This window comes from Pararhizobium gei, assembly GCF_029223885.1.
GTDB classification, from domain to species: domain Bacteria; phylum Pseudomonadota; class Alphaproteobacteria; order Rhizobiales; family Rhizobiaceae; genus Pararhizobium; species Pararhizobium gei.
This window is the reverse complement of sequence record NZ_CP119409.1, coordinates 2303384-2325142: the sequence shown is the minus strand read 5'-3', so window position 1 is coordinate 2325142 and position 21759 is coordinate 2303384. Positions and strand designations below refer to the sequence as shown.

General features: G+C 58.6%; 21 protein-coding genes. All 21 read left to right on the top strand.

Annotated elements, in window-relative coordinates:
- The first annotated feature begins 60 nt into the window (after nucleotides 1-60).
- The 21 genes from PY308_RS11480 (at nucleotide 61) to PY308_RS11385 (ending at nucleotide 21717) form a co-directional block, all read left to right on the top strand.
- Nucleotides 61-1839, top strand: a complete 1779-nt coding sequence (locus tag PY308_RS11480; RefSeq protein ID WP_275782501.1) for an adenylate cyclase — start codon at nucleotides 61-63, stop codon at nucleotides 1837-1839.
- 169 nt (nucleotides 1840-2008) lie between these two features.
- On the top strand, nucleotides 2009-2359 hold the full coding sequence (locus tag PY308_RS11475) for a hypothetical protein (RefSeq protein ID WP_434064255.1): 351 nt from the start codon (nucleotides 2009-2011) through the stop codon (nucleotides 2357-2359).
- 19 nt (nucleotides 2360-2378) lie between these two features.
- Entirely contained in the window at nucleotides 2379-3704 is a 1326-nt protein-coding gene (locus tag PY308_RS11470; protein WP_275782499.1) for an alpha/beta hydrolase, read from the top strand.
- Between the two features lie 4 nt (nucleotides 3705-3708).
- On the top strand, nucleotides 3709-5907 hold the full coding sequence (locus tag PY308_RS11465; RefSeq protein ID WP_275782498.1) for a mechanosensitive ion channel family protein: 2199 nt from the start codon (nucleotides 3709-3711) through the stop codon (nucleotides 5905-5907).
- A gap of 1102 nt (nucleotides 5908-7009) precedes the next feature.
- Nucleotides 7010-8218: a tyrosine-type recombinase/integrase gene (locus PY308_RS11460; RefSeq protein ID WP_275782497.1), complete on the top strand. Its 1209-nt coding sequence runs from the start codon at nucleotides 7010-7012 to the stop codon at nucleotides 8216-8218.
- A gap of 129 nt (nucleotides 8219-8347) precedes the next feature.
- Entirely contained in the window at nucleotides 8348-8545 is a 198-nt protein-coding gene (locus PY308_RS11455; protein WP_275782495.1) for a helix-turn-helix transcriptional regulator, read from the top strand.
- On the top strand, nucleotides 8542-9210 hold the full coding sequence (locus PY308_RS11450) for a hypothetical protein (RefSeq protein ID WP_275782494.1): 669 nt from the start codon (nucleotides 8542-8544) through the stop codon (nucleotides 9208-9210). The genes PY308_RS11455 and PY308_RS11450 overlap by 4 nt, the downstream gene beginning before the upstream one ends.
- A 56-nt stretch (nucleotides 9211-9266) precedes the next feature.
- A complete protein-coding gene (locus tag PY308_RS22965; protein ID WP_350339834.1) occupies nucleotides 9267-9881 on the top strand; it encodes a helix-turn-helix domain-containing protein in 615 nt (204 codons plus the stop codon).
- Entirely contained in the window at nucleotides 9878-10216 is a 339-nt protein-coding gene (locus PY308_RS11445; RefSeq protein WP_275782492.1) for a DUF6074 family protein, read from the top strand. The genes PY308_RS22965 and PY308_RS11445 overlap by 4 nt, the downstream gene beginning before the upstream one ends.
- Nucleotides 10217-10334: 118 nt before the next feature.
- A complete protein-coding gene (locus PY308_RS11440) occupies nucleotides 10335-11144 on the top strand; it encodes a ParB N-terminal domain-containing protein (RefSeq protein WP_275782490.1) in 810 nt (269 codons plus the stop codon).
- A 306-nt stretch (nucleotides 11145-11450) separates the two neighbouring features.
- On the top strand, nucleotides 11451-14063 hold the full coding sequence (locus PY308_RS11435) for a hypothetical protein (protein WP_275782489.1): 2613 nt from the start codon (nucleotides 11451-11453) through the stop codon (nucleotides 14061-14063).
- Nucleotides 14064-14426: a hypothetical protein gene (locus tag PY308_RS11430; protein ID WP_275782445.1), complete on the top strand. Its 363-nt coding sequence runs from the start codon at nucleotides 14064-14066 to the stop codon at nucleotides 14424-14426.
- Between the two features lie 160 nt (nucleotides 14427-14586).
- A complete protein-coding gene (locus PY308_RS11425) occupies nucleotides 14587-14898 on the top strand; it encodes an HNH endonuclease (RefSeq protein WP_275782443.1) in 312 nt (103 codons plus the stop codon).
- A gap of 241 nt (nucleotides 14899-15139) precedes the next feature.
- Nucleotides 15140-16816: a terminase TerL endonuclease subunit gene (locus tag PY308_RS11420; protein ID WP_338051065.1), complete on the top strand. Its 1677-nt coding sequence runs from the start codon at nucleotides 15140-15142 to the stop codon at nucleotides 16814-16816.
- Between the two features lie 9 nt (nucleotides 16817-16825).
- Nucleotides 16826-18040, top strand: a complete 1215-nt coding sequence (locus PY308_RS11415; RefSeq protein WP_275782441.1) for a phage portal protein — start codon at nucleotides 16826-16828, stop codon at nucleotides 18038-18040.
- Entirely contained in the window at nucleotides 18024-18668 is a 645-nt protein-coding gene (locus PY308_RS11410; protein ID WP_275782439.1) for an HK97 family phage prohead protease, read from the top strand. Before PY308_RS11415 ends, PY308_RS11410 begins: the two co-directional genes overlap by 17 nt.
- 12 nt (nucleotides 18669-18680) lie before the next feature.
- Nucleotides 18681-19904, top strand: a complete 1224-nt coding sequence (locus PY308_RS11405; RefSeq protein WP_275782437.1) for a phage major capsid protein — start codon at nucleotides 18681-18683, stop codon at nucleotides 19902-19904.
- A gap of 53 nt (nucleotides 19905-19957) precedes the next feature.
- Entirely contained in the window at nucleotides 19958-20563 is a 606-nt protein-coding gene (locus PY308_RS11400) for a head-tail connector protein (protein ID WP_275782435.1), read from the top strand.
- A 14-nt stretch (nucleotides 20564-20577) separates the two neighbouring features.
- Nucleotides 20578-21021: an HK97-gp10 family putative phage morphogenesis protein gene (locus PY308_RS11395; RefSeq protein ID WP_275782433.1), complete on the top strand. Its 444-nt coding sequence runs from the start codon at nucleotides 20578-20580 to the stop codon at nucleotides 21019-21021.
- A complete protein-coding gene (locus tag PY308_RS11390; protein ID WP_275782432.1) occupies nucleotides 21018-21395 on the top strand; it encodes a hypothetical protein in 378 nt (125 codons plus the stop codon). Before PY308_RS11395 ends, PY308_RS11390 begins: the two co-directional genes overlap by 4 nt.
- Nucleotide 21396: 1 nt before the next feature.
- Nucleotides 21397-21717: a phage head closure protein gene (locus PY308_RS11385; protein WP_275782430.1), complete on the top strand. Its 321-nt coding sequence runs from the start codon at nucleotides 21397-21399 to the stop codon at nucleotides 21715-21717.
- Nucleotides 21718-21759 lie beyond the last annotated feature (42 nt).

Sequence of the window (21759 nt, the reverse complement as noted above, 5' to 3'; positions counted from 1 at the left end):
AGTATGTTACTGTAACATACGGGCGCCAGGTCGAGTTCTCCGGGGCTTATGGAGCGGGCAATGCAGACTTCCAGCGTCGTCGACGGCCGCGATATGCCCTGTGCCGAAGAGATTCGCGCCCAGCTTGACCGCATCGTCAAAAGTCCCGAATTTCCAACCGTCGGCCGCGGGGTGGCTTTCCTCACCTACATCGTTGAAGAAGCGCTGGCGGGCAGGGCAGACCGGATCAAGGGCTATTCGATTGCGCTGGCAGTGTTCAAACGCGACCAACACTTCACGCAGGAGGATCCGGTCGTCCGCATCGAAGCCGGCCGGCTGCGGCGCGTGCTCGAACGCTACTATCTCGTCGCCGGACAAAAAGATCCCGTGCGCATCGACATCCCCAAGGGGGGCTATGTCCCGGTATTTCAGTGGCGGGAGCCAGTCTCGATCGCTAAACCGGCCCAGCCTGAGGGCTCGGATACCTCCCTCGACATACACGCCGTAACCGGATGGACCAAACGCCGGGAAGCGGCGACCGGCGCTTCAATTGCGGCCACAGTCGCCATGCTTGGCGTGGCAAGCTGGGCCTGGATGCATTCGGTATTTCCAGTAAAAGACCAAGGCGGATTGCCGGCCGAGCCTACGCTCGTCGTCGCACCATTCGCCAACCTGGGCGATGGAGCCAAGGCGGAAATATATGCAAACGGCTTCACGGAGGAGCTGCTGACGGCGCTGCCTCGTTTCAACGAGATCAAGGTCTTTGGCCGAGAAACATCACGGACACTGTCCGCCGACGCTGATGTCAAGGAGGTCAGAGACGAACTTGGGGCGCGATATCTGCTTGCAGGCGGCGTCAGGACGTCCGGTGAGCGGATACGCGTGAGCGCCCGGCTGATCGACACTGCCGACGGAATGATTCTGTGGTCACAGACCTACGACAATGATTTGCAAGCCCGGGATCTGTTCGCAATACAGGCCGATGTCGCCAATCAGGTCGCAACCTCCATTGCGCAACCCTATGGAATCATTGCCCAGGCTGATGCTTCAAGACAACCTCCCGACGATTTCGGCGCTTATGAATGTACGCTGAAATTCTATGCCTACCGCGCGGAACTCGGCCCGGAAAATCATGCCGCCGTCCGCGACTGTCTGGAAGCGGCCGTTGCCGACTATCCCGCCTATGCGACAGCATGGGCGATGCTCTCCATACTGTATCTCGACGAGTACCGGTTTGCCGGGGCGACCGGAGGACCTGCTCCGCTGGCGCGGGCGCTTGCAACGGCAAGGCGGGCGGTCCAGATCGAGCCGGGAAATACCCGCGGGCTCCAGGCGTTGATGACCGCCCTGTTTTTCAGCCAGGAAGTCAAGGAAGCGATCCGAACGGGCGAGCGGGCTTTGGCGCGCAATCCCAATGACACCGAACTGACGGGCGAATTCGGGACGCGTCTGGCACTGACAGGACAATGGGAACGGGGTGGCGCGCTGCTCGACAAAGCCGTGACGTTGAACCCCGGCGGAGGCGGATTCTATCGCGGAACCCGTGCGCTGGCTGCCTACATGCTCGGCGATACCGCCGAGGCGGTAACCTTGATCCGGCAGGCGGATCTGCAGAAATTTCCTTTGTTTCACGCGGTGGCCGCTGTCATCTACGCCGAGGCCGGATTGATGTCCGATGCGAAACGGGAGGGCGATATCTTCATGAAGATGCGTCCGGACTTCATGCCGAGTTTCTTCGCCGAGATGCGGTCGCGGAACATGCAGGCCAGGGACGTGGAGCGCCTGCTTGCTGGGCTCAAAAAAGCCGGCGTGACTGTTCCCGCAGATAGCGCGTCCGCCACAGAACTGGCGGATCGATAGACGATTGGCTGCGCGGCATTGGCGGCCGGTGATTGAATTGACCCGAAATCCGCATGTAGGTTACTGTAACATACTCCCGTCGAAGGGTACCGGCCTCCATAATGATCGCCACGAGAACCTGATGGAGGCCAAAATGAAATCCGGATTTTTCCTGCTCAACATCTTGACCATGGTGATGCTGCTTGTGCTTGCCGCTGCGCCGATTTTCACGGCAACTCCGGCGGAAGCGCGTCGGGCAGGGGCGGCCTGCGGGCGACGAGGCTGCGCGGGCGTTGCCTGCGGTCCGCGTGGTTGCGTTGGCGCGGCGACCAAGCGGCGTCCAAATGCAAGAGGTGTTGTCGTGGTTCAGCCCCGCCGTTACTGGCGGCCGGGCGGCGCGATCGCTGCAGGGGCGGCTGTCGGGTTTCTCGCAGGCGCTGCGGCGGCCTCCGTAGCAGGCGCGCCGCCGCAAGCCGGGTATTGCTGGTATTACACCAGCAGCGCGCGCACGACCGGGTTCTGGGATCTGTGTCCGAGATAATGACGATCGCAGGGGCGGCATGGCAAAGAACGGGGAAGCGGGAACAGTGCAGGTCGAACACCGAAATCGTGAAAAAGGACGGGGCAGGGTTCTGGACCGACTGTTGTTCTGCGGACTGTTGTTGCTGTCCGGTTGCGGAGGACACCCCAAGGACGTGCTGACGCCTGTGGCCGACACGGCGCCGCAATCGCATAAGATCGATATGCTCATTGCAACCACCCGAAGTCCGTCTACCGTCCCCGGCGAGATGTTTACGGGCGAGCGGGCGCGAGAGCCCAACTTTGCCGAGATCACCGTCTCCGTGCCTCCTGACGGCGCCCGCAAGGTGGGCGAAGTCTCCTGGCCGAAGACGCTTCCGCCAAACCCCGAAACCGACTTTGCCACGCTCAAGGCCGACATGATCGATATCGATGCGGCCAAGGCATGGCTGAACGCGTCGGTCAAGAAAACGCCGGATGGCAGCGCGCTCGTGTTCATCCATGGTTTCAACACCAAATTCGAAGACAGCGTTTATCGTTTTGCCCAGATCGTCCAGGATTCCGGTGTCGAGAGTGCGCCGATCCTCGTGACATGGCCGTCCCGCGGCAGCCTGCTTGCCTATGGCTATGACCGGGAGAGCACCAACTATACACGCAACGCGCTCGAGAACCTGTTTCAATACCTTGCCAAGGACGCCGAGGTGAAAGAAGTCTCCATCCTCGCCCATTCGATGGGCAACTGGCTGACGTTAGAGGCGCTTCGGCAGATGGCGATCCGCAATGGCGGGCTTCCCACCAAGTTCAAGAATGTGATGCTTGCGGCTCCGGACGTGGATGTGGACGTCTTCCGGTCGCAGATCGTCGACATGGGCAATCCGCACCCGCAGTTCACATTGTTCGTATCGCGTGACGACAAGGCACTGGCGGTTTCGCGCCGTGTCTGGGGCGACGTTGCGCGCCTTGGCTCCATCGACCCGGAGACGGTTCCGTACAAGCAGGAACTTGCCGACGCAGACATCAAGGTCATCGATCTGACCAAGGTGAAGGCCGGCGACAGGCTCAATCACGGTAAGTTCGCTGAATCGCCGGAAATCGTCCGCTTGATTGGCGCGCGCATTTCCGATGGACAGACGCTGACCGACAATCGCGTCGGGTTCGGCGACACGATTCTTGCAGCCACGACAGGAACGGCGGCCGCCGCCGGAAACGCTGCTGGTCTGATACTCGCTGCCCCCGTCGCCGTCGTCGATGCGGATACGCGGCAGAACTTCGCAAGTCAGGTCGACGCGCTTGGTCCCGCCCGACAAACGCGGTCCAAACCTGTGCCTGTCTGTCTGAACGCAGCGACGCTGAACTGCAGGAAATAGCAAAATGCCGCTTTCGATCCGACTGCTTGCCCTCATCCGCCTCGTTTATTCCGGGCTGGTTCTTGCGCTTGGCCTTTGGGCCTGCCCCCTGCCGGCCGTGGCACAGACGCCAGTGCCGGACAGCACCCAGGCGGAAAAGGTGCAACGCTTCCTCGATCTCGCGGAAGACCCGCAGGTTCGATCCTGGCTGCTGAGTGCGAAGCCGGATTCCGCCGTGCCGGCTGCACCGACTGCGGACCCGCCGACCTCTTACGCGGGGTTTGCGACAAAATTTCGTGCCCATATGGCGGATCTTGTCGAAGGGCTCGAAGCGTTCCCGGCAGAAACGGGCAAAGCTGCCGCCGTGCTGCAGGCAGAACTCGACGCCCGCCGCAGCGCGCGCCCGATCGTTTTCGTGTTTGCTTTCGTCGTTGCGGGATTGACTGCGCAATGGGTTTTCTGGTGGGCGAGCGGCAGGTGGCGCGCCTGGATCGCCAGGCTAAAACTCCTCACTGCCCATGACAAGCTCGTGGCACTTTCGGCCCGATTGCTCTGGGCCACCTGCTATGTGCTGGCCTTCGCGTTCGGCAGCATGGGTTTTTTCCTCGCATTCGAGTGGCCGCTGCTCGTTCGCGAAATCGTCGTGGGGTATCTCTTTGCGGTGGTCATCTTCCGGCTCGCCCGCGTTGGCTTCGACTTCCTTCTCGCACCCTCCGACTCGGCGGGATTCGCAGAGGCCGAACGGTTCCGGATCGTACCGATAGACGATCAGGCCGCCGCCCATTGGACGAAGCGGCTGGGCTATATCGTCGGCTGGTATGCGTTTGGTTCGATCACGCTTTACATCCTCAAAACGCTTGGATTCGCAGATGCTTCGCGACAGGTGGCGGGCTATGCGCTTGGGATCGTTCTTCTGGGGTTGGGTATCGAGGCCGTATGGCGCCGCCCGACAACGAAACCGTCGAAGAAACCGGCAGGACGCTTCGGCCGCATCGGCACCCATGCGGGCAACTGGCTCTGGACGGTCTATTTCGCCTCCCTGTGGCTCCTGTGGGTCGCCGGAACGATGAGACTGTTCTGGATCGCCGTCGTTGCAGCCGCACTTCCGGGCGCAATCGCCCTGACGCGGGCCTCCGTCGATAATCTGCTGAAAAGCAGCCTGGCGAATGCCGAGTCCGACGCCACTGTCACTGTGCGAACCATGCCGGGCGTTGTTTCGGTGATGGTCGAGCGGGGTATCCGCGCGGTCCTTATCGTTGGCGCCATCGTTTTCCTGGCCCATGTTCTCGATGTCAATCTGACAGGCATCACGGCAGAGGATTCCATCCCGTTGAGACTGATGCGCGGCGCGCTCAGCGCCGGCATCATCCTGATGGTCATCGACCTTATATGGAACGTCGTGAAGGTGTTGATCGATCGTAAACTGGGTGAGACGGAAATCGCACATGCAGCGGGCAGCGAAAGCGAACGCAGGCGCGCGCGTATCCGGACGTTGCTGCCGATCCTGAAGAATATCCTGATGATCCTGTTTGTCGCCGTTGCCGTCATGATGGCGCTGTCGGCAATGGGGGTCGAGATCGCACCTTTGATCGCGGGAGCAGGGGTCGTCGGCGTCGCCATCGGTTTCGGCGCACAGACCGTGGTGAAGGACATTATCAGCGGCATGTTCTACCTCCTCGACGATGCCTTCCGTGTCGGCGAATATATATCGAGCGGAAGCTACAAAGGGACGGTCGAATCATTCAGTCTCCGATCCGTGAAGCTGCGCCATCATCGCGGCGCCATATATATCGTTCCATTCAGCGAACTCGGCGCGGTCCAGAATCTCAGCCGTGACTGGGTGATCGAGAAACTTACGGTGACGGTGGGCTACGATACCGACGTGGACAAGGCACGCAAGATCATCAAGAGGATCGGACAGGAACTGCTGGCCGATCCGGAACTGGGGCCGATTACCATCGAGCCATTGAAGATGCAGGGCATCGATAGCATGGGCGATTCAGGTCTGATCCTGCGGATGAAATTCACGACGCTTCCCGGCGAGCAGTTTACGCTGAAGCGGCGTGCACTGCTGATGATCAACAGGGCATTCCAGGAGAATGACATCAAGCCCGCATTCCCGACGGTTCAGGTCGCAGGCGGCGAACGCGGCGACGATGTGGCGGCGGTCGCACAGCAGGCTTTAGCCAGACACAACGAGGCCATCGCAGCCGCTAAGATTTAAGACGCTAGGGGCAACGATGAAGTGCCGGGTTGGCTGGTTGATGGGGCGACACCTACTCGGTCAAATCCAGAAGTGCGGTGTCGGCTGCGTCGCTGATCGCAACCAAGAGTTCTGCGCAGGTCCATCTTCCGTCCGACGCGCGCGTGACGAAATCGGCGATAAGCAATGACATTGCGGCCTTGCAAGTTTGCGGAGCAATCGAAATGTTATTCACCATCTGCGGACCCTCGATTCGATACACAACCCCTGAATGATGAAATTGTTCCGAGATTATTTCCGGTTGTTTCACCAGTGGCGCCAATAGGCAAAAAGCAGCCACCCCTTTCCGGGTGACGGCCAAGCTGCAGCCCAATTTTGGCGACCGTGAGCGTGGTGATGCACCGCGTTGTATCTTTCACACCACGGGCTTAACAAGCCGCGGCAAGACAATCACGTCTTGCGCGGAAGTGCCCTTGCGGCACCCGCCTGAGTGAAGAAGGGTGTCCCTTCCGAAGCTGCCGATGACGTCCAATGCGTGCCGTTCCAACCCACTGGCTCTTGGTGGTTCATATCATTCGGGGGCGATCGCCTTGAAACTGCTGGCCACACCCATGGCTCCTGCAAGCTTCAGCAGCCTCATGGTAATTGGAAGTCGCGACCGGTTCGTGACGCGGCCTCGGCGCCATAGCCTGCCGACAGACGATGTATGTTAGACTGCGCACCGCGCGACAAAAGTTTTTCTTTGCTGCCGGACAGATACCTGAACCGCCGCAGCTTAGCGGCCGATGCATGGCGGACTCCAAATACCCGGCGATGAAGCGTCAATATTAACTTGGTACCCCATTCTCAAAAGGGTATGGCCAGGTGCCTTAGGCAGGACCAGGAGAGTTCGTTCGAGCAAGTTGCCGATTTTATTTTAGCTTTAGGCAATGCTGAAAATATAGATGGCGGAAGAGGTGTCCTCTATACTATCGCTTTCAGGAAATCTCAAGAGCTAAAATATCCGTTGTTTTTTCAATATCTTGAAGGACATATGAATATTCACGATAGCCCGTGATATTGAATGAATGCCAATCCTAAAGTATGACCGGAAGTGTGACCGGCGAAAGTGGGACTGGCAGAGATGGCAAGGGCAAAACACAAGTTGACTGCAAAACTCGTTGCGAAGCTCGCGAAGGTTGATGGTCGCCACGGTGATGGAGATGGCCTCTATCTCAGGGTCGCCGGCACTTCTGCGAAATGGACCCTTCTGGCCACCGTACAAGGCCGGAGGCGCGAATACGGCCTGGGGGCGTATCCTGAGATTGACATTGCGACCGCTCGCGTCAATGCCGAGGAAAAGAAGAAGGCAGTTGCTGATGGCGATGTTGCCGTCAAGGTGCGGGCCAAGCCTCAAACATTCGGTGAATTCGCGTGGTCATACGTAAACGGACAGGCCGACGGATGGCGCAACTCGAAACACGAAGCACAGTGGCGCATGACCTTATCCGTGCAGAAAGACGAGCAGGGGCGGTGGCTTGATTCCGGCTACTGCACTTCCATTCGCGACCTTCCCTTGTCCGCCATCGGGCAGGATGAGGTCTTGTCGATCCTTCGACCTATATGGCTCGCCAAAAGCGAGACAGCCGCACGGACGCGCGCCCGGCTTGAGACGGTGTTGGGTGCTGCCATCGCCGCGAAACTCCGCCCTGGGCCGAATCCTGCGGTCCTACGCGGGTCTCTCGAATACTTCCTCCCCAAGCGCACGAAGCTTCAGCGAGGCCACCACGCCGCGGCTGAAATCGATCGGGTGCCGGCAATCTATTCCCGTTTGCGAGACAGCGCTTCATCGTCTCCGCTGGCGCTGGCTTTCCTCATCCTGACCGCCACCAGAACTGGCGAGGCCATCGGCGCGACATGGGGCGAAATCGATATGGAGAAGGCCCTGTGGACCATCCCGCCCGAGCGCATGAAGGCCGGTAGACAACACGTCGTTCCGCTTTCCGCCGCCGCTGTCGAGATCCTGAAGGAGATGAGGCCGAAGGCGGAAGGGTTTGTCTTTCCGAACCCGAAAGGGAAACAATTGTCCGTGATGGCGCTCACGATGGGCTTGAGGAGGATCATGAAGGAAGGCGACCCTCATATGACCGTCCATGGATTTCGCAGCAGTTTTAGAGACTGGGCCGGCGACCGGACAAGCTTCCAGCGAGACGATATAGAGCAGTGCCTTGCACACATAGTTAGAGACGCGACGGAACGTGCATACAGAAGAGGCAGCGCGCTCGATAAGCGTCGTGTGATCATGGAGACATGGGCTTCATTTGTTGCAAATAATGCGGTTGACAGTCTCTGAACCATTTGTTATGTACGAATCACCTTGACCAATCGCGGTCGTCACTCGGAGCTTTTCCCAGTCGGCGGCCGTTTTGCGTTTGCGGACTGGGGGAAGCTCTCCCCTTTAACCTCGATAGAGGAGTCCCATATGTTCGATTTGAACGACGAGTATCTCACGGCGAAAGAAATCGCCGGAGCCTATCGCATCTCTCAGCCAACCCTTTTTCGCCTCGTTAAAAAAGGCCTGCTGCCGCAAGGCGACCTTGTCGGGCTTCGCTCCCGCCGTTGGCGGAAATCTGCCGTCGTCTCTGCTTTCGAGGCAATGAGCAGGAGGGACGCAGCATGAGCCGCGTCATCCCTGGGTATCCGTCCCCGTGGGGTGTCACGGTTGAAGTGATGGAGCGCGATGATGTTCCAAAGGATTCCGATGAGCGTTATGTATTCTCGATGGAGTCCGCGTTGACACTTGCGGGTATCTGGTCGCCAACCGATCGAAAATCGGCGCTTGCTGCTTTGTCACATGGAAACCCTGTCGAAATTCTGCAGCGGTTCGGTGTTCCTGTACGCCGGCCATCGCTGCCGATCCCGCGCGATCCCGTTTATCCGTCACTTGCCGATGCGGGCGACGATCTACCCACAGAAGCATGGGTGACCGCCGCATTGGAATGTCGGGATTGGAAAGCCCGAGCGGCATGGCTGCTTGAAGTCATGGAGGGGAATTTCGATCACGCCCAATCTTTCCGGTTTCCAAACGACAGCGTGATTTCATTCGCCATGCAGCAGATCATGACGGCCACCCTGGAAAATCTCGCCGAAAGAGAGGTGGAGTGCCTGGAGGCGGCGGCGTTCTACGCCCTCTCGTCCCATAAGGATTGGCAGCGCGTCGGCATCCAGTGGCTGATGCCGATCCGCAAGACGTGGTTTGCGGATTGGATCAAGGACCGCCCGTTCTATCGTCGTCTCGCCAAAGAACTGGCCTTGCCGACATGGGCTCAGCAGGTCACTCGATAGAGAGAAACGGCCGGCGCGATCGAGCAGGATCAGCCGGCCATCTATGGAAGTCATGAATGAAAATAAATCAGAAGTTCAAAAAGGACAACCCCGAAGTCTGGGGTTCGATCAGATCCGCAAATGCTATTTTCAAAGCAGATCGGTGGAAGTGGCGGAGGGAGTTGCGCACGTCGGACCTTCCGGCATCAGCCCTTAGAGTGGGGCTGGCATTGGTAGATGAATGGGGAAGAAATGCAGAGGTCTTTCCCTCATTCGACACCATCGCGGAAGTGACCGGTTTGAAGCGACGAGCGGTAAAATGTGGAATTGAAGCGCTGCGCGAGGCGGGACTAATCGCTACCCATAAGACTGGGATCAGCGATTCTCTCCGCTACTACTTCGTCTCCCGTGAGTACGTGAATACGTCCCTACGAGAGGTAGCAGTAGAAGGGCCGCGTAGGGACGCAAACACGGCGTTTTGTAGGGACGTAGACACGTCGTTTGGTACGGACGCATTTACGTCCGGTAACCTGTCTCAGGAACCTGATGAGTCTAACCTGAATACCTCCTCGTCGTGTGATGGGGCAGCTGCGCTGCAGGATCTTCCTACGTCAGATCCTTCCTTCGCTCCTGACGGAGCTCAGGGCGTCGAGATCCCACGACAGGTAACGAAGGAAAGGAGATCAGCATGAAAAAGGAAGAAGACACCCCGCTGCTTCGCTTCGACTTCCGGCCACCCCCATGTCAGGTGATTGTCTTTCCCATCGCAGCACGAATCGGAAAGGCTCGCCACATCGCCGAGAAGTTGGAGAGTCGAAAGACGTACGATCAGCGGCAATCCTACTGGAAACTCGTTCAGAAGAACTTGATAGACGAACTCACCAAGCGGGGACTGAGCCAGGAGGAAATAGCGGCAGAGGTACAGGCCCTCCATGACGCAGTGCAAGCCGAGATGCAAAAGAACGCCGCGCGCGCGAACCAGTCACCACGGCCGACCGGATGGGATGACGGGCCGCGAAGAGCGTAAACCGCCATAGCAGCCCGCTGACGCGGTTCTCGGTCTCTCCGGTCCCACCCTCATCCGGGGTCGAGCATCGCAGCGAGTGAAGCAGGAAAACGGAAACAGACAGGAACGGAAGGAGAACATGATGGAGGGCGAAGAGAAAGCCGCACCGCAGAAAGCAGCCACGGAAGGACTCTATGCGGCTCTAAGCCGCGAAGACGAGGCGGCGGCCCGCGAAGATGCCGCCATCATCAAGACCAACCTTCGATCCGCAGCAGAAAGCGTCATCACCGTCGGCCAGGCTCTCGTACGGCAAAAGGTAAATCTCGGCCACGGCCGGTTCCTTGGGTGGATCGATGCCGAGTTTGGGATGACGGAGAGATCGTCCCAGCGGTTTATGAAGATCGCGGAGGTCTATTCTGGGAATACGACACCGGTGTCGCATTTGGGTGTGAAAGCGCTTTATGAACTGGCGGCTGACTCTACCCCCCAAGAAGTTCGCGACCGTGTCGAAGAACTTTTCGTCGACGGGAAAGTCGTTACCCCGGCAAAAATCAGAGAGTTAAAAGCCGAAGCCAAGGCCGCACGCGAAGAGGCAGAGCGGCTGCGACTTAAGCCGCCAGGAGTTATAACGGTTGCAATCGAAGACATCAGTTTGGAAGACGTCTTCCGCCGAGACGTTGGCGACATCGCGGCTCTCGCCGCGTCAATTGAAAAACTTGGGATGCTGCAGTGGATCTGCATTGATCCAGACCACCGCCTACAGGCCGGGTATCGTCGCCTACTTGCCGCGAAGCACCTTGGCTGGACTCATATCCAGGCAAAGGTTGTCCCGAGGGGATTCACCATCCAGGAAGCGGAGAATGAAACGCGCAAGGATCTGACGCCATCGGAACTGGTGGCTTTAGACAGGGCGATTGAACAACGGATCTTCGTCCCGGCCGCCCCATAATGTGGCCCGCCGCCATATTAACTGGCGCAATGTGGTCGGTTTAATCCCAGAAATTCTGGCATTTCAAAGAATCTGAACGCCCGAATTTCAATTTTTTTCGGCCTTCGAAAACTCCAAGCCTGAATCGATTTGTCCGCGATTACATGAGGTTGTTGCGTTCTCTTCGCCAATTTTCCCTGTTGACGATTTCGGAAAACCGAGTCAGTTCTGACGCCGAATAATCGTGGACCCGCATCCACCGAATCAAAACCCGTCGCTGAAAAGTGGCGGGTTTTTTGTTGTCTCCATCACATTTCGGAGGTCTTAATGGCCGCAAGAGTTGGCAGCATTTTTGCCGAAATCACCGCCGATCCGCAGCGCTTCACAAAGGCGCTCAACGAGTCCAGTGTCGCCGTCGTCGGCTTTGAACGAAGGTCGAACAGGTCATTTCGTCAGGCAGAAGCTCAAGCCACGCGATCGTTCGACAAGATGGGCAATTCCGGTCAGCGCTTCGCTTCCGTGATGGCGGCAAACTCTGCCCGTATTGGCAGTTTCGGTAAGGCCATCGTTGGCGGCCTCGCCGTCGGTGCGGGAGTCGGCGCGCTCGAAGGCATACGAGAGGCAGCGATCGACAGCACCAGGTCCATCCTTGAAATGGGCGACCAGGCCAAGATTGCCGGCGTCAAGTTCGGGGCATTTCAGCAGTTAAAGTTCGTCGCGGAGCAAAATCGCATTGGCATCGATGCCTTGACGGACGGACTGAAAGAACTTTCGCTACGCGCAGACGAGTTCATCAAGACCGGCGCCGGATCGTCGGGGGAATCGTTCCAGCGGCTCGGCTACAACGCAGTGAGCCTTGCCGAGAAGCTTAAGGAACCGGATCAGCTTTTTCTCGAAATCATCGGCAAGTTGCAAAAACTCGATGAGGCGGCGCAGATCCGTATAGCAGACGAGGTGTTCGGCGGTTCCGGTGGCGAACAATTCGTGAAATTGATCAGCCTGGGCGAAAAGGGCATCCGCGACCAAATCAAAGCGGCGAACGATCTCGGCATCGTCCTCGACGAAGAGATGGTTCGAAAGGCCGAAGAGGTGAATCGGAAATTCGCCATCGTCGCCACGACAATCAGCACGAACATCAAAGCTGCAATTGTCGATGCCATGGCGGCATGGAACGACTTTCTGGATACCTACAAGAAACTGCCAGAACAGCAGACCCGAACGCTCGATGATCAACAGGCGAAACTCGGTCTGCGCCGCGTCGATCTGGAAAACAAAAAAGCACAGATCGCCAACGGCGACAGTTCGAACCCGTTCTACTGGAACGAGGATGGCCCTCTGGCGATGGGCCGCATTCATGAAATTGAGCTCGAACTGGCGAAGATCGCCGACGAAGAGCGGAAGATCATCGAGGAACAGAACCGCCGTCTGCGCGCGCTCAATGATGCGAGCCCCGCGCCTGGGCCGGATAATGATGACGGCAGACGCCGTACATTGTACCGGCCCGCCGACCAGGGCGACCGCGCCGATTCCCGCGATTACACTGTCGCGGCACAGGGAGGCATGCTCGACCTGATTGGCGCGGCCGAAGGGACGGACCGGGGCCGGGGCTACAACGAAACGCTGGGCTACGGCAAGTTCACAGGCGGCGATAAAAACCTCGTTCTTATGAGCCTCGACGACATCGATGCACTTCAGACGAAGATGCTCGCGGATCCTTCGAACACCTTCAACTCATCCGCCCTCGGCCGATACCAGATCACGCGCACGACGTTGCGCGGCCTGCGCGATCGGCTAGGACTGTCCGGTTCCGATACCTTTGACGCGGCGACACAGGATCGTCTTGCAGAGCAACTTTTGCGCCAGCGTGGCAACGATCCGGCCGGCCTGCGGAACGAATGGGAGGGTCTGCGCAACGTTGGCGACGAGACCATCCGAGGCGCCTTCGACCAAACATCCGTTGCGATGCCGGGCCTTGACAGCGGCATAGTGGACGCTCGCGAAAAAGCGGCCGACAGGGTCAAAATCTACGACGAGATGATTGCCAAAGCGAATGCGTTCGTTGCCAGTCAAGGTGTCGAACAATCAGCCTTGGGCATGACGTCGGAGGCAGCATCTCGTCTAAAACATGAGCAGGATCTTCTAAACGAGGCGCGGCAAGCCGGGCTTGAGCTATCGCCTGAACAACTCGCCAATCTGAAGGCGCTTGCTGCGCAGATGGCAGCGGCCGAACAGCAAACGCGCTCGCTGACGACATCTCAGCAAGAATTGCGGCGCGCAGCACAGGAGTTCGCGCAGATAGCGAAGGGCGTCACCAAGGGGTTCATTACCGACCTGGTACGCGGCACGAGTGCGGCAGACGCATTGAAAAATGCCCTCTCACGCATCGCCGACACCCTGCTTGACGGGGCTTTGGATTCAATTTTTGGCGGTGGTAGTGTCGGCGGAACGGGTTTGCTCGGAAAGTTTCTGGGCTTTGACGAAGGCGGTTACACGGGAGACGGTGCGAAGAGCGAGCCGAAGGGTGTTGTTCATGCAGGCGAGTTCGTCTTAACAAAAAAGGCGACGGAACGTGCGGGTGTTGGCAACCTTTACGCCCTTATGGACTACCTCGAAACGGGCAGTTTGGGTTCGTTCCTTGCGACTACCAAACCAGGCTATGAGACTGGCGGTTACGTCGGGACCGCAAGCCTCCCATCGCTGCCATCTCCGAGAGAGCAGGACTCTGGCGCGTGGGCGGCGGCCGGTGGGCGTCAAGCGATGTCGCAGCCGCGTGACATGCACATCACGTTGGGATGGTCGAAAAACGCTGACGGCCAGATCAAGCCTTTCATCGAAGAGATCTCTCACAAGCAGGCCGTATCAGTCACGCGCGCTGGCCTGTCTGAATATGATCGATCTCTTCCCGGGAAAATCTCCGACACGATGGACAGGACAGGCTGAATGTTGAACTTTTCTTTCAAATCTCTCGAAGACATGCCGCCCGGTGAGTCGATTCGCGATCGTGTCGCCGTCGCCGCGTCAATTGGGTGTCTTCAGGCTCGCTTCGCCGTTCCAATCGACGAACTCCCCGGCGCCGCCATCGGCTACTCCTTTCGAGACATTGAGCGGTTGAACAACAAGGCCGGATCGGAATGGTTGGCTACCATCTTCGCGGGTTTGGACCAGAAGAATGTGACCGTCATCCGATCTATGATCGAAATCGGCGCACGAGGCGCAGCGCCGGATGAGGTGCTGGAAGCCGTCGGCCTCGACAGGCTGTCCGAACTGATTGCTGCCGCGCTTCTGTTGCGCTTGAAACGATAGAATTGATCGCGGTTTCTGCCAGGTTCCCGCGATCATGCTGGCCCGCAAACCCGGTGGCAAGGGTGAGCAGGCCTTGCCGGTGAACGCTGTGCCAAGCGCCCCGGTCCCGCCCCGGCCTCCGGTCCTTCCGTCGAGGCCGGGGCACCTTCAAGGAAATACAATGACAGATCGTGCTGAGTACCGCCGATGGTATAGCGAGCGCGCATGGTGGAAGCTGCGGTCGCAGCGCCTAAAGGCTGAGCCGTGGTGTCGCTTCTGCAGACAGGCGGGGGTGATGAGTGCCGCGACGATCGCGGACCACATCCGCCCACATAGGGGTGACCGTCGGCTCTTCTTTGATCGAGGAAACCTGCAGTCGCTTTGCAAACCCTGTCACGATAAAATCAAGCAGGGCGTCGAAGCGCGGGGATATGACACCCGCATCGGCTCGGACGGTCTGCCCATCGACACCAACCATCCATTCTACAAATAGGGGCTCGTCCTTGTCGGGACGACATCAGACAAGTCCTAAGGGTTGTATAGAGCCTATAGAGTCTTCGGTTTTGCCACCTTTGGACCACCCTTAGGTTGAACGAGACCTTCCCGGAGAGGGAGGGGTGGGGCAAAAGTCAAAGACGCTGAGGCGACAAGACCGGTTCGGTGTCTCTTCCGTAGAATTAGTTTCGATTCTTAAACTCCAAATCACTGAAATCGCTGAGTTTTTGGAGGTGCAAATGGGCGCACGCGGACCAGGTGCGCGCCCTCGTAAGCGCGTTCTGACCCCACCCGGCCAGGTGGAGAAGCCGAAACGCAAACGGCGGCCACCGTGGAAGCGGAAAGGTCTCTCCAAAGCCGAACAGGTCATTGCCTTTCTCGAAAACCTTCCGGTCACCAAGGGCCGCCTTGCCGGAAAGAAAATGCGGTTGATCCCGGCGCAGCGTGAGTTCGTCGAGGGGGTGTTTGCAACCGACAAAAAGGGACGCTTCATCGTCAAGACTGCAATCATCAGCCAGGCAAAAGGCAATGGAAAGTCCGGCTTGGTCGCCGGTCTATGCCTAGCCGCCCTGATAGGGCCGCTTGCGGAAGAGCGCGGCGCCGTCTTTTCTGCATCGATTGACCGCGGGAAAGCCGGTGTCGTCTTCGAAGAAATGAAGGCGATCGTTCGCCGCGTCCCTGACTTTGATGAGCGCATCAACGTCACAGACTTTCACAAAAAGATGCTTGTGCTCGATGGCGACGGAAAGGATTCCACATTCGAGGCACTCAGCGCCGACGCTTCCGGTGCTCAGGGCTTGGCCCCGACCTTCTGGGCATACGACGAGTTGGGAGAGGCCAAAGACGGCAAGCTGCTGGAGGTGCTTCTCGAGTCCGATGGCAAGCGAACTCATACGTTCGGAGTGATCCTTTCAACGCAGGCGGAGTCTGACGACCATCCTCTTTCCAAATTAATTGATGACGCCAAGGCGACCGACGATCCACGTACCTTCCTCATGATCCACGAGGCGCCCCGCGATGCTGACCCTTGGGATGACGAGACTATCAAGCTCGCCAATCCCGCATGGGGAACTTATCTTGACCTGGAAGCGCTACGGAACGCCCGTGACCGCGCCCGCCGCATGCCGGCCTTTGAGGCATCATACCGTCGCCTCCGTCTCAATCAGCGCATCGATACCCGGTCCGACGCCCGCCTGGTAACCGCTTCGGTCTGGAAGGATTGCGCGGCCCTGATAGATCGCGCTGCGCTGAAGGGGCGGGTGGCATTTGCTGGCCTCGACCTCGCAGGGAAGAACGACCTCACGGCGCTTGTTCTGGCATTCCCGTCCGACGATATCCCATCTCGCTACGAAATTCTGCCCTTCTTTTGGACACCGGAGGGAAGGATGGCACAGCGAACGCCGGCCGAACAGGCACGGTTTCGGGAGTGGATCGGGCAGGGGCATATGACAATGGTCGCGGGCGATGTCGTCACAACCGCCATCATTGCCCGCGATCTGGTCGCGATCTGCCAAGAATTCGAAGTCCGCACAATCAATTTCGACAAGTGGCACATTGAGTTCCTCAAAAAGGACTTAGCAGAAATCGGCATTTCCTTGCCCATGGACCCGTTTGGGCAGGGCCATTCGAAAGTGATGGCCCCCGCAATTGAGTTCGTTGCCGAGACAGCAATGACCGCGCGCCTCCTTCAGCCTTCAAATCCGGTTCTAACGGCATCCGTGGCCGGCGCGATTGTCTCGCGTGACAAGTCCGACAATCCAATGCTCGACAAAGAAAAAAGCAACCGCCTTGGCCCGGTGCGCATCGACGGCGCCGTTGCCCTCGTGATGGCGATGGGTGCCGCGAAATCCTATGAGCCGCCGCCGAAAAAACCATCTCTCGCCGGGATGCTACGCAAGCCCGTCATGCTACTCTAGGGAGGCCCTATGGCCACATGGAAACAATGGTTGGGCCGCAAGTTCGGCTTGACCGACGCCACGCCTTGGCAAGGATTCTACGGCGCCCCCAGTGCTGCCGGCAAGTCCGTCACGGATGTATCAACACTGCAACTCGACGCGGCATGGGCCTGCATCCGTGCCTCTGCCGAAGCAATCGGAAACCTGCCTTTTAGGCTCTATGAAACGGCGCCGGATGGATCGCGGAAACCGACGGATCATGCCGTCGCCGGCCTGCTGGAAAGCCCGAACGCCGACCAAACAGCGGCGGAATTCTGGTCTGCTGTCGCCGCATGGCTGTTGGCAAGGGGCAATGCGTTCGCGCTCATCGACCGCTTTGGTGATCGCATAGTCGCGCTCAACCTCGTCCCCGCCGATATCGTGACAGTGGTCCGGGATGCAAATTGGAATCTGCGATATCGCTTCACCCATCGAAATCAGGCGTTCGACGTCGGGCCGGACGACATCCTTCATATCCGTGGTTTCGGATTCGGCGGCGATATGGGGCTTTCTCCCATCGCCTACGGCGCGCAATTCCTTGGCGCCGCCATGGCCGCCGACGAAACAGCCGGCAAGGTGCTGTCTAACGGCATGATGCCGAGCGGCATATTCACAACAGAGGGCGAACTCACAGACGAACAGCGCGTGCAGATGCAGGAACTCCTCGAGCGATATCGCTCCAGTTCAAACGCTGGGAAGGCGATGCTTCTGGAGGCCGGCGTCAAGTGGGAAACCATCAGCCTCGACCCCGAGGCCATGCAAATGCTTCAGAGTCGCAGATTCAGCGTAGAGCAGATTTGCCGGCTCTTTGGTGTCCCGCCAATCGTTGTTGGCCACGCCGCTGAGGGCACGACGGCCTGGGGGAGTGGCATCGAATCCACCTATCTGCAATGGCTCGCCGTCGGTCTCGACCCGCTCATGTCCCGCATTGAAAAGCGGGTGGTGAAGCAACTGCTCAAGCCCGGCGAGCGCGGCCGATACATCGCTGATTTCGGCCGTGGCCAGCTGATCCGCACCGACAGTGCGGCGCGCGCGGCGTACCTATCCACATTGACCCAGAACGGTCTGATGACGCGAAACGAGGGCAGGGCGGAACTCAACCTTCCGCCGAAGCCAGGCGGCGACGATCTGACGGTTCAAACCGCGTTGAGCCCGCTCCAAATTCTCGGTCAGATCACAGGAGGCCGAAATGTTCAAAATCAGTGACTTTGATTGGTCAATTAAGTCGGTCGCCGAAGATGGCACGTTTAGCGGGCATGGCAGTGTCTTCGGCAACATCGACCGAGTGAACGACGTCGTTGTCAGAGGTGCGTTTTCCAAGTCTCTTGCGGCCCGGACCAACCCCATCCCGATTCTCTGGATGCATCGCAAAGATGAACCCATAGGCGTTTTCACCAGAGCCGAAGAAGACGATAAGGGCCTGTACGTAGAAGGGGTACTACTTGTCGATGAGGTTGCGCGCGCGAAAGAAGCCTACGCGTTGATGCGCGCTAAAGCGGTCACCGGACTTTCGATCGGTTACTTCATCAAAAATTCATGGGTCGATCCGGTTACGGGCGTCAACTACCTGAACGAGTTGCAGGTGGAGGAGGTCTCCGTTGTCTCATTCCCCGCCAACGATGAGGCGCGTATCGACACAGTGAAATCTCTGCTCGCTAAGGGCGGGGTTCCAACAATTCGCGACATGGAGAACGTCCTAAGGGATTTAGGGTTTTCCAAGTCGCAAGCCGTCGCGGTCGCCTCGCACGGTCACAAGGGTCTGCGGGATGCAGACGAGGCGAGCAACCTAGACCTATCCGCGTTGATCGCACAGGTCTCTTCCTTCAAGCTATAAATAGGCACCATCATGAACATGCACATTGCAGAACGGGGCCGAAAGGCCGCCGAGCGCGTCGACGCGCACGCCGAAATCAAGTCTCTGACCGAGGCTCTTGCCACGCGCGACGCCGAAATCAAACAGTTCGCCACCAAGGCCGGCGAAGAACTGAAGAACCTTGGCCAGGTCTCGAGCGAAACCAAGGCCGCCCTTGACGCGCTGAGTCAGAAGGGCACCGATACGGCGGCGCGTCTTGCCGAGGTCGAACAGCGACTGGCCACGCGCGGCGCTATCGGTGCGGCGACCGGCCAGAAGTCGGCCGGTCAACTGATGATCGAATCCGAACAATACAAATCGTTCGCATCGCGTTCTGACGCCGGCAAGATCACCCTGTCTACGAAAGCGACGATCACCTCCGCCACCACCGGCACAGGCGGTGCGGGTGATCTTATCGTACCGGATCGCCGCCCGGAGATTCTCGCCCCGGCGGTCCGTTCGCTGACCATTCGCCAGCTTCTGCTTCCCGGCTCCACCTCGTCGAATGCGGTCGAATACGTGAAGGAGACTGGTTTCACCAATGGTGCCGCACCGGTTGCCGAAGGCGCCGCTGTAGCCGCTTCGGATTTGACTTTCGATGTAGTGACGACGAACGTCAAGGCGATTGGCCACATGGTGACGGCTTCGCGCCAGATCCTGAACGATGCGCCGATGTTGGCCAGTTACATCGACACCCGGGCAAACTTCGGCTTGAAACTAGTCGAGGAAAACCAAATCCTCGCCGGCGACGGAACAGGTCAGAACCTCAACGGCATTCTGAATCAGGCGACAGCCTACACCGGCGCTCAGGTTGGAACCGGCGTGACCAAGGTGGACGTCATCCGGAAGGCCATCCTCCAGTGCCGACTCGCCGAACTGGTTCCGAATTTTGTCGCGCTCAATCCGACCGATTGGGCCGAGATCGAGCTTCTGAAGGACGCGAACGGCCAGTATCTGTGGGTTAACTTACAGACAGGCGGGACGATGATCCTTTGGCGCCTGAATGTCATCGAGACCAGCGCTGTAACGGCCGGCGAGTTCCTGGTGGGCGCCGGCACTGGCGCACAGGTTTTCGACCGCGAACAGGCTTCGATCGAGATCAGCACAGAGCACAGCGATTACTTCGCAAAGAACCTCGTCGCCATCAAGAACTATGAACGCCTCGCGCTGGCCGTCTATCGGCCAGAGGCTTTCATTTATGGCGAATTCGCCGCGTGATCATAAGGGGGCGGCTTCGGCCGCCCCTTTTCATTTCGACCTGGAGACCTCCCATGCTCACTCAAATTACAGCGCCGGAGGAATTCTCTGGTCACACCACATTCGTACAGTCTGTTCTCGACCATCTTCGAATCTTCGCTGATCTCGACGCGGGAACCCCGGTTGCGCCGGCCGACCTCGACCTAATCAAGACACTGATTGACACTGCCGTCGCTCGAATCGACGGACCGCACGGCACGCTTGGCCGCTGTCTGGGTGAACAGACATGGATGATCACGCTCGACGGTTTTCGCTGCGACATCTGCCTGGTTGGCCCGGCCATGTCGGTCGATTTGATCAGGTACAAGGACACGGCTGGGACGTGGCAGACTCTGGCCCCTTCCGCCTATCGCCTTATCGGCCGATCCTCATGGAAGCCGGAACTTTGCCCTGCCTATGGAACAGAATGGCCTGTGTCGCTTAGCGACCGCGAGACCGTCGAAATCACCTTCACAGCGGGGTACGGCGAGATCGCAGACATTCCGGCGCCGATCCTCTTGGCAGTCAGGTATATCGTCGCTCATTGGTTTGCGGAACGGCAAATATTCAGCTTCGCGACCCCGACCGAAATCCCAATGACGGCCGCCGCGCTGCTCGCTCCCTTCAAGGTTTTCCGGTGATGGCTAAATCCCGAATGTCCGGCGCCAACGGCATCGCCAAGGCCTTCCGCGCTATCTCGCTCAACCTCGCCACGCCGATCGCTCAGGCCAGCAAGAAAGCCTTCAAGCCGACCGTTGAGGCCGCAAAACGCAACCTTGACGCCAACGGCTCAGTGGAAAGCGGAAAGCTCAAAAAGCTCATCACCGTCAAACGTGACCCCAAAAACAAAGCCGCTCACCATGTCGGGCCAGCGAACACTGACCCGGCATACCGCGAAGCGCATCTCGTAGAATTCGGTACAGCGCCGCATATGCAGCCCGAACTAGGCCGCATGCACCCGGGCGCCGCGGCGAAACCATTCTTGACACCGGCCTTCGAAGAGACCGCCGACGAGGTGCTTCAGATCTTCGGCCGTGAAATTGGTACCGCAATTGAGAAAGCCGCATTGAAGGCGGCTGCAAAGGCTACGAAACGATGAACGCTCTCAAGATCCTGCAGACGGTCCTCTCTAACCTTGATGTCCCGGTTTACCCGATCGTCATCCCAGAATCGGCCGGCCTCCCGTGTATCGTGACCTCAATGATCTCTGAGCGCGCCAACAGCCGCCTGGACGATCTGGCAGGACAATATGAAGCGTTGGTGCGGATCGGCTGTCACGCGGCCTCGCCGGCCGCCGTGATGGATCTCGGAGAAGAGGTCAAGACGGTCCTCTTGCAGACCGTTCAGGCAAAGCTCGACAACGGCAATGTGCTTGTGAATTGCTTCAAGGCAACCACCGACATCACCGACTTCAGCGACGATCGAACCGTTTACCGCCGCCTCATGGACTTCACAGTGCAGTGGTGGATTTGACATGCGGATTGGCTCTTATGATCGCTTGGCGCGGCTTCAACGCAATAGCGAGACGGGCGAGCTCGACGCCCTAGACCAGCCCATCAAGGCTTGGACAGTCATCGCGTCCTTCTGGGTTTCGAAGACCCATAAATCGGAAGATGAGGCCTTCGCCGCCTCGCAACGGTACGCCCGCCGGACCGTGACTTTCGGTTGCCACTTCCGATCCGACGTCACCGAGACAGACCGAATTGAGGTCGATGGCGTCCTGTATGCGGTCAAAGGTATCCGGGAAATCGGTTTCCGCGAAGCGCTCGAAATCTCGGCTGAATGGCAATCGTGAGGTAACGAAATGCTCGCTCTCCCGGAATGCATCAAAGACATA

Excerpts from the sequence above, each read along its gene's own strand:
- PY308_RS11480 (WP_275782501.1), top strand. The coding sequence starts at position 61 with ATGCAGACTTCCAGCGTCGTCGACGGCCGCGATATGCCCTGTGCCGAA.
- PY308_RS11475 (WP_434064255.1), top strand. The coding sequence starts at position 2,009 with ATGGTGATGCTGCTTGTGCTTGCCGCTGCGCCGATTTTCACGGCAACT.
- PY308_RS11470 (WP_275782499.1), top strand. The coding sequence starts at position 2,379 with ATGGCAAAGAACGGGGAAGCGGGAACAGTGCAGGTCGAACACCGAAAT.
- PY308_RS11465 (WP_275782498.1), top strand. The coding sequence starts at position 3,709 with ATGCCGCTTTCGATCCGACTGCTTGCCCTCATCCGCCTCGTTTATTCC.
- PY308_RS11460 (WP_275782497.1), top strand. The coding sequence starts at position 7,010 with ATGGCAAGGGCAAAACACAAGTTGACTGCAAAACTCGTTGCGAAGCTC.
- PY308_RS11455 (WP_275782495.1), top strand. The coding sequence starts at position 8,348 with ATGTTCGATTTGAACGACGAGTATCTCACGGCGAAAGAAATCGCCGGA.
- PY308_RS11450 (WP_275782494.1), top strand. The coding sequence starts at position 8,542 with ATGAGCCGCGTCATCCCTGGGTATCCGTCCCCGTGGGGTGTCACGGTT.
- PY308_RS22965 (WP_350339834.1), top strand. The coding sequence starts at position 9,267 with ATGAAAATAAATCAGAAGTTCAAAAAGGACAACCCCGAAGTCTGGGGT.
- PY308_RS11445 (WP_275782492.1), top strand. The coding sequence starts at position 9,878 with ATGAAAAAGGAAGAAGACACCCCGCTGCTTCGCTTCGACTTCCGGCCA.
- PY308_RS11440 (WP_275782490.1), top strand. The coding sequence starts at position 10,335 with ATGATGGAGGGCGAAGAGAAAGCCGCACCGCAGAAAGCAGCCACGGAA.
- PY308_RS11435 (WP_275782489.1), top strand. The coding sequence starts at position 11,451 with ATGGCCGCAAGAGTTGGCAGCATTTTTGCCGAAATCACCGCCGATCCG.
- PY308_RS11430 (WP_275782445.1), top strand. The coding sequence starts at position 14,064 with ATGTTGAACTTTTCTTTCAAATCTCTCGAAGACATGCCGCCCGGTGAG.
- PY308_RS11425 (WP_275782443.1), top strand. The coding sequence starts at position 14,587 with ATGACAGATCGTGCTGAGTACCGCCGATGGTATAGCGAGCGCGCATGG.
- PY308_RS11420 (WP_338051065.1), top strand. The coding sequence starts at position 15,140 with ATGGGCGCACGCGGACCAGGTGCGCGCCCTCGTAAGCGCGTTCTGACC.
- PY308_RS11415 (WP_275782441.1), top strand. The coding sequence starts at position 16,826 with ATGGCCACATGGAAACAATGGTTGGGCCGCAAGTTCGGCTTGACCGAC.
- PY308_RS11410 (WP_275782439.1), top strand. The coding sequence starts at position 18,024 with ATGTTCAAAATCAGTGACTTTGATTGGTCAATTAAGTCGGTCGCCGAA.
- PY308_RS11405 (WP_275782437.1), top strand. The coding sequence starts at position 18,681 with ATGAACATGCACATTGCAGAACGGGGCCGAAAGGCCGCCGAGCGCGTC.
- PY308_RS11400 (WP_275782435.1), top strand. The coding sequence starts at position 19,958 with ATGCTCACTCAAATTACAGCGCCGGAGGAATTCTCTGGTCACACCACA.
- PY308_RS11395 (WP_275782433.1), top strand. The coding sequence starts at position 20,578 with ATGTCCGGCGCCAACGGCATCGCCAAGGCCTTCCGCGCTATCTCGCTC.
- PY308_RS11390 (WP_275782432.1), top strand. The coding sequence starts at position 21,018 with ATGAACGCTCTCAAGATCCTGCAGACGGTCCTCTCTAACCTTGATGTC.
- PY308_RS11385 (WP_275782430.1), top strand. The coding sequence starts at position 21,397 with ATGCGGATTGGCTCTTATGATCGCTTGGCGCGGCTTCAACGCAATAGC.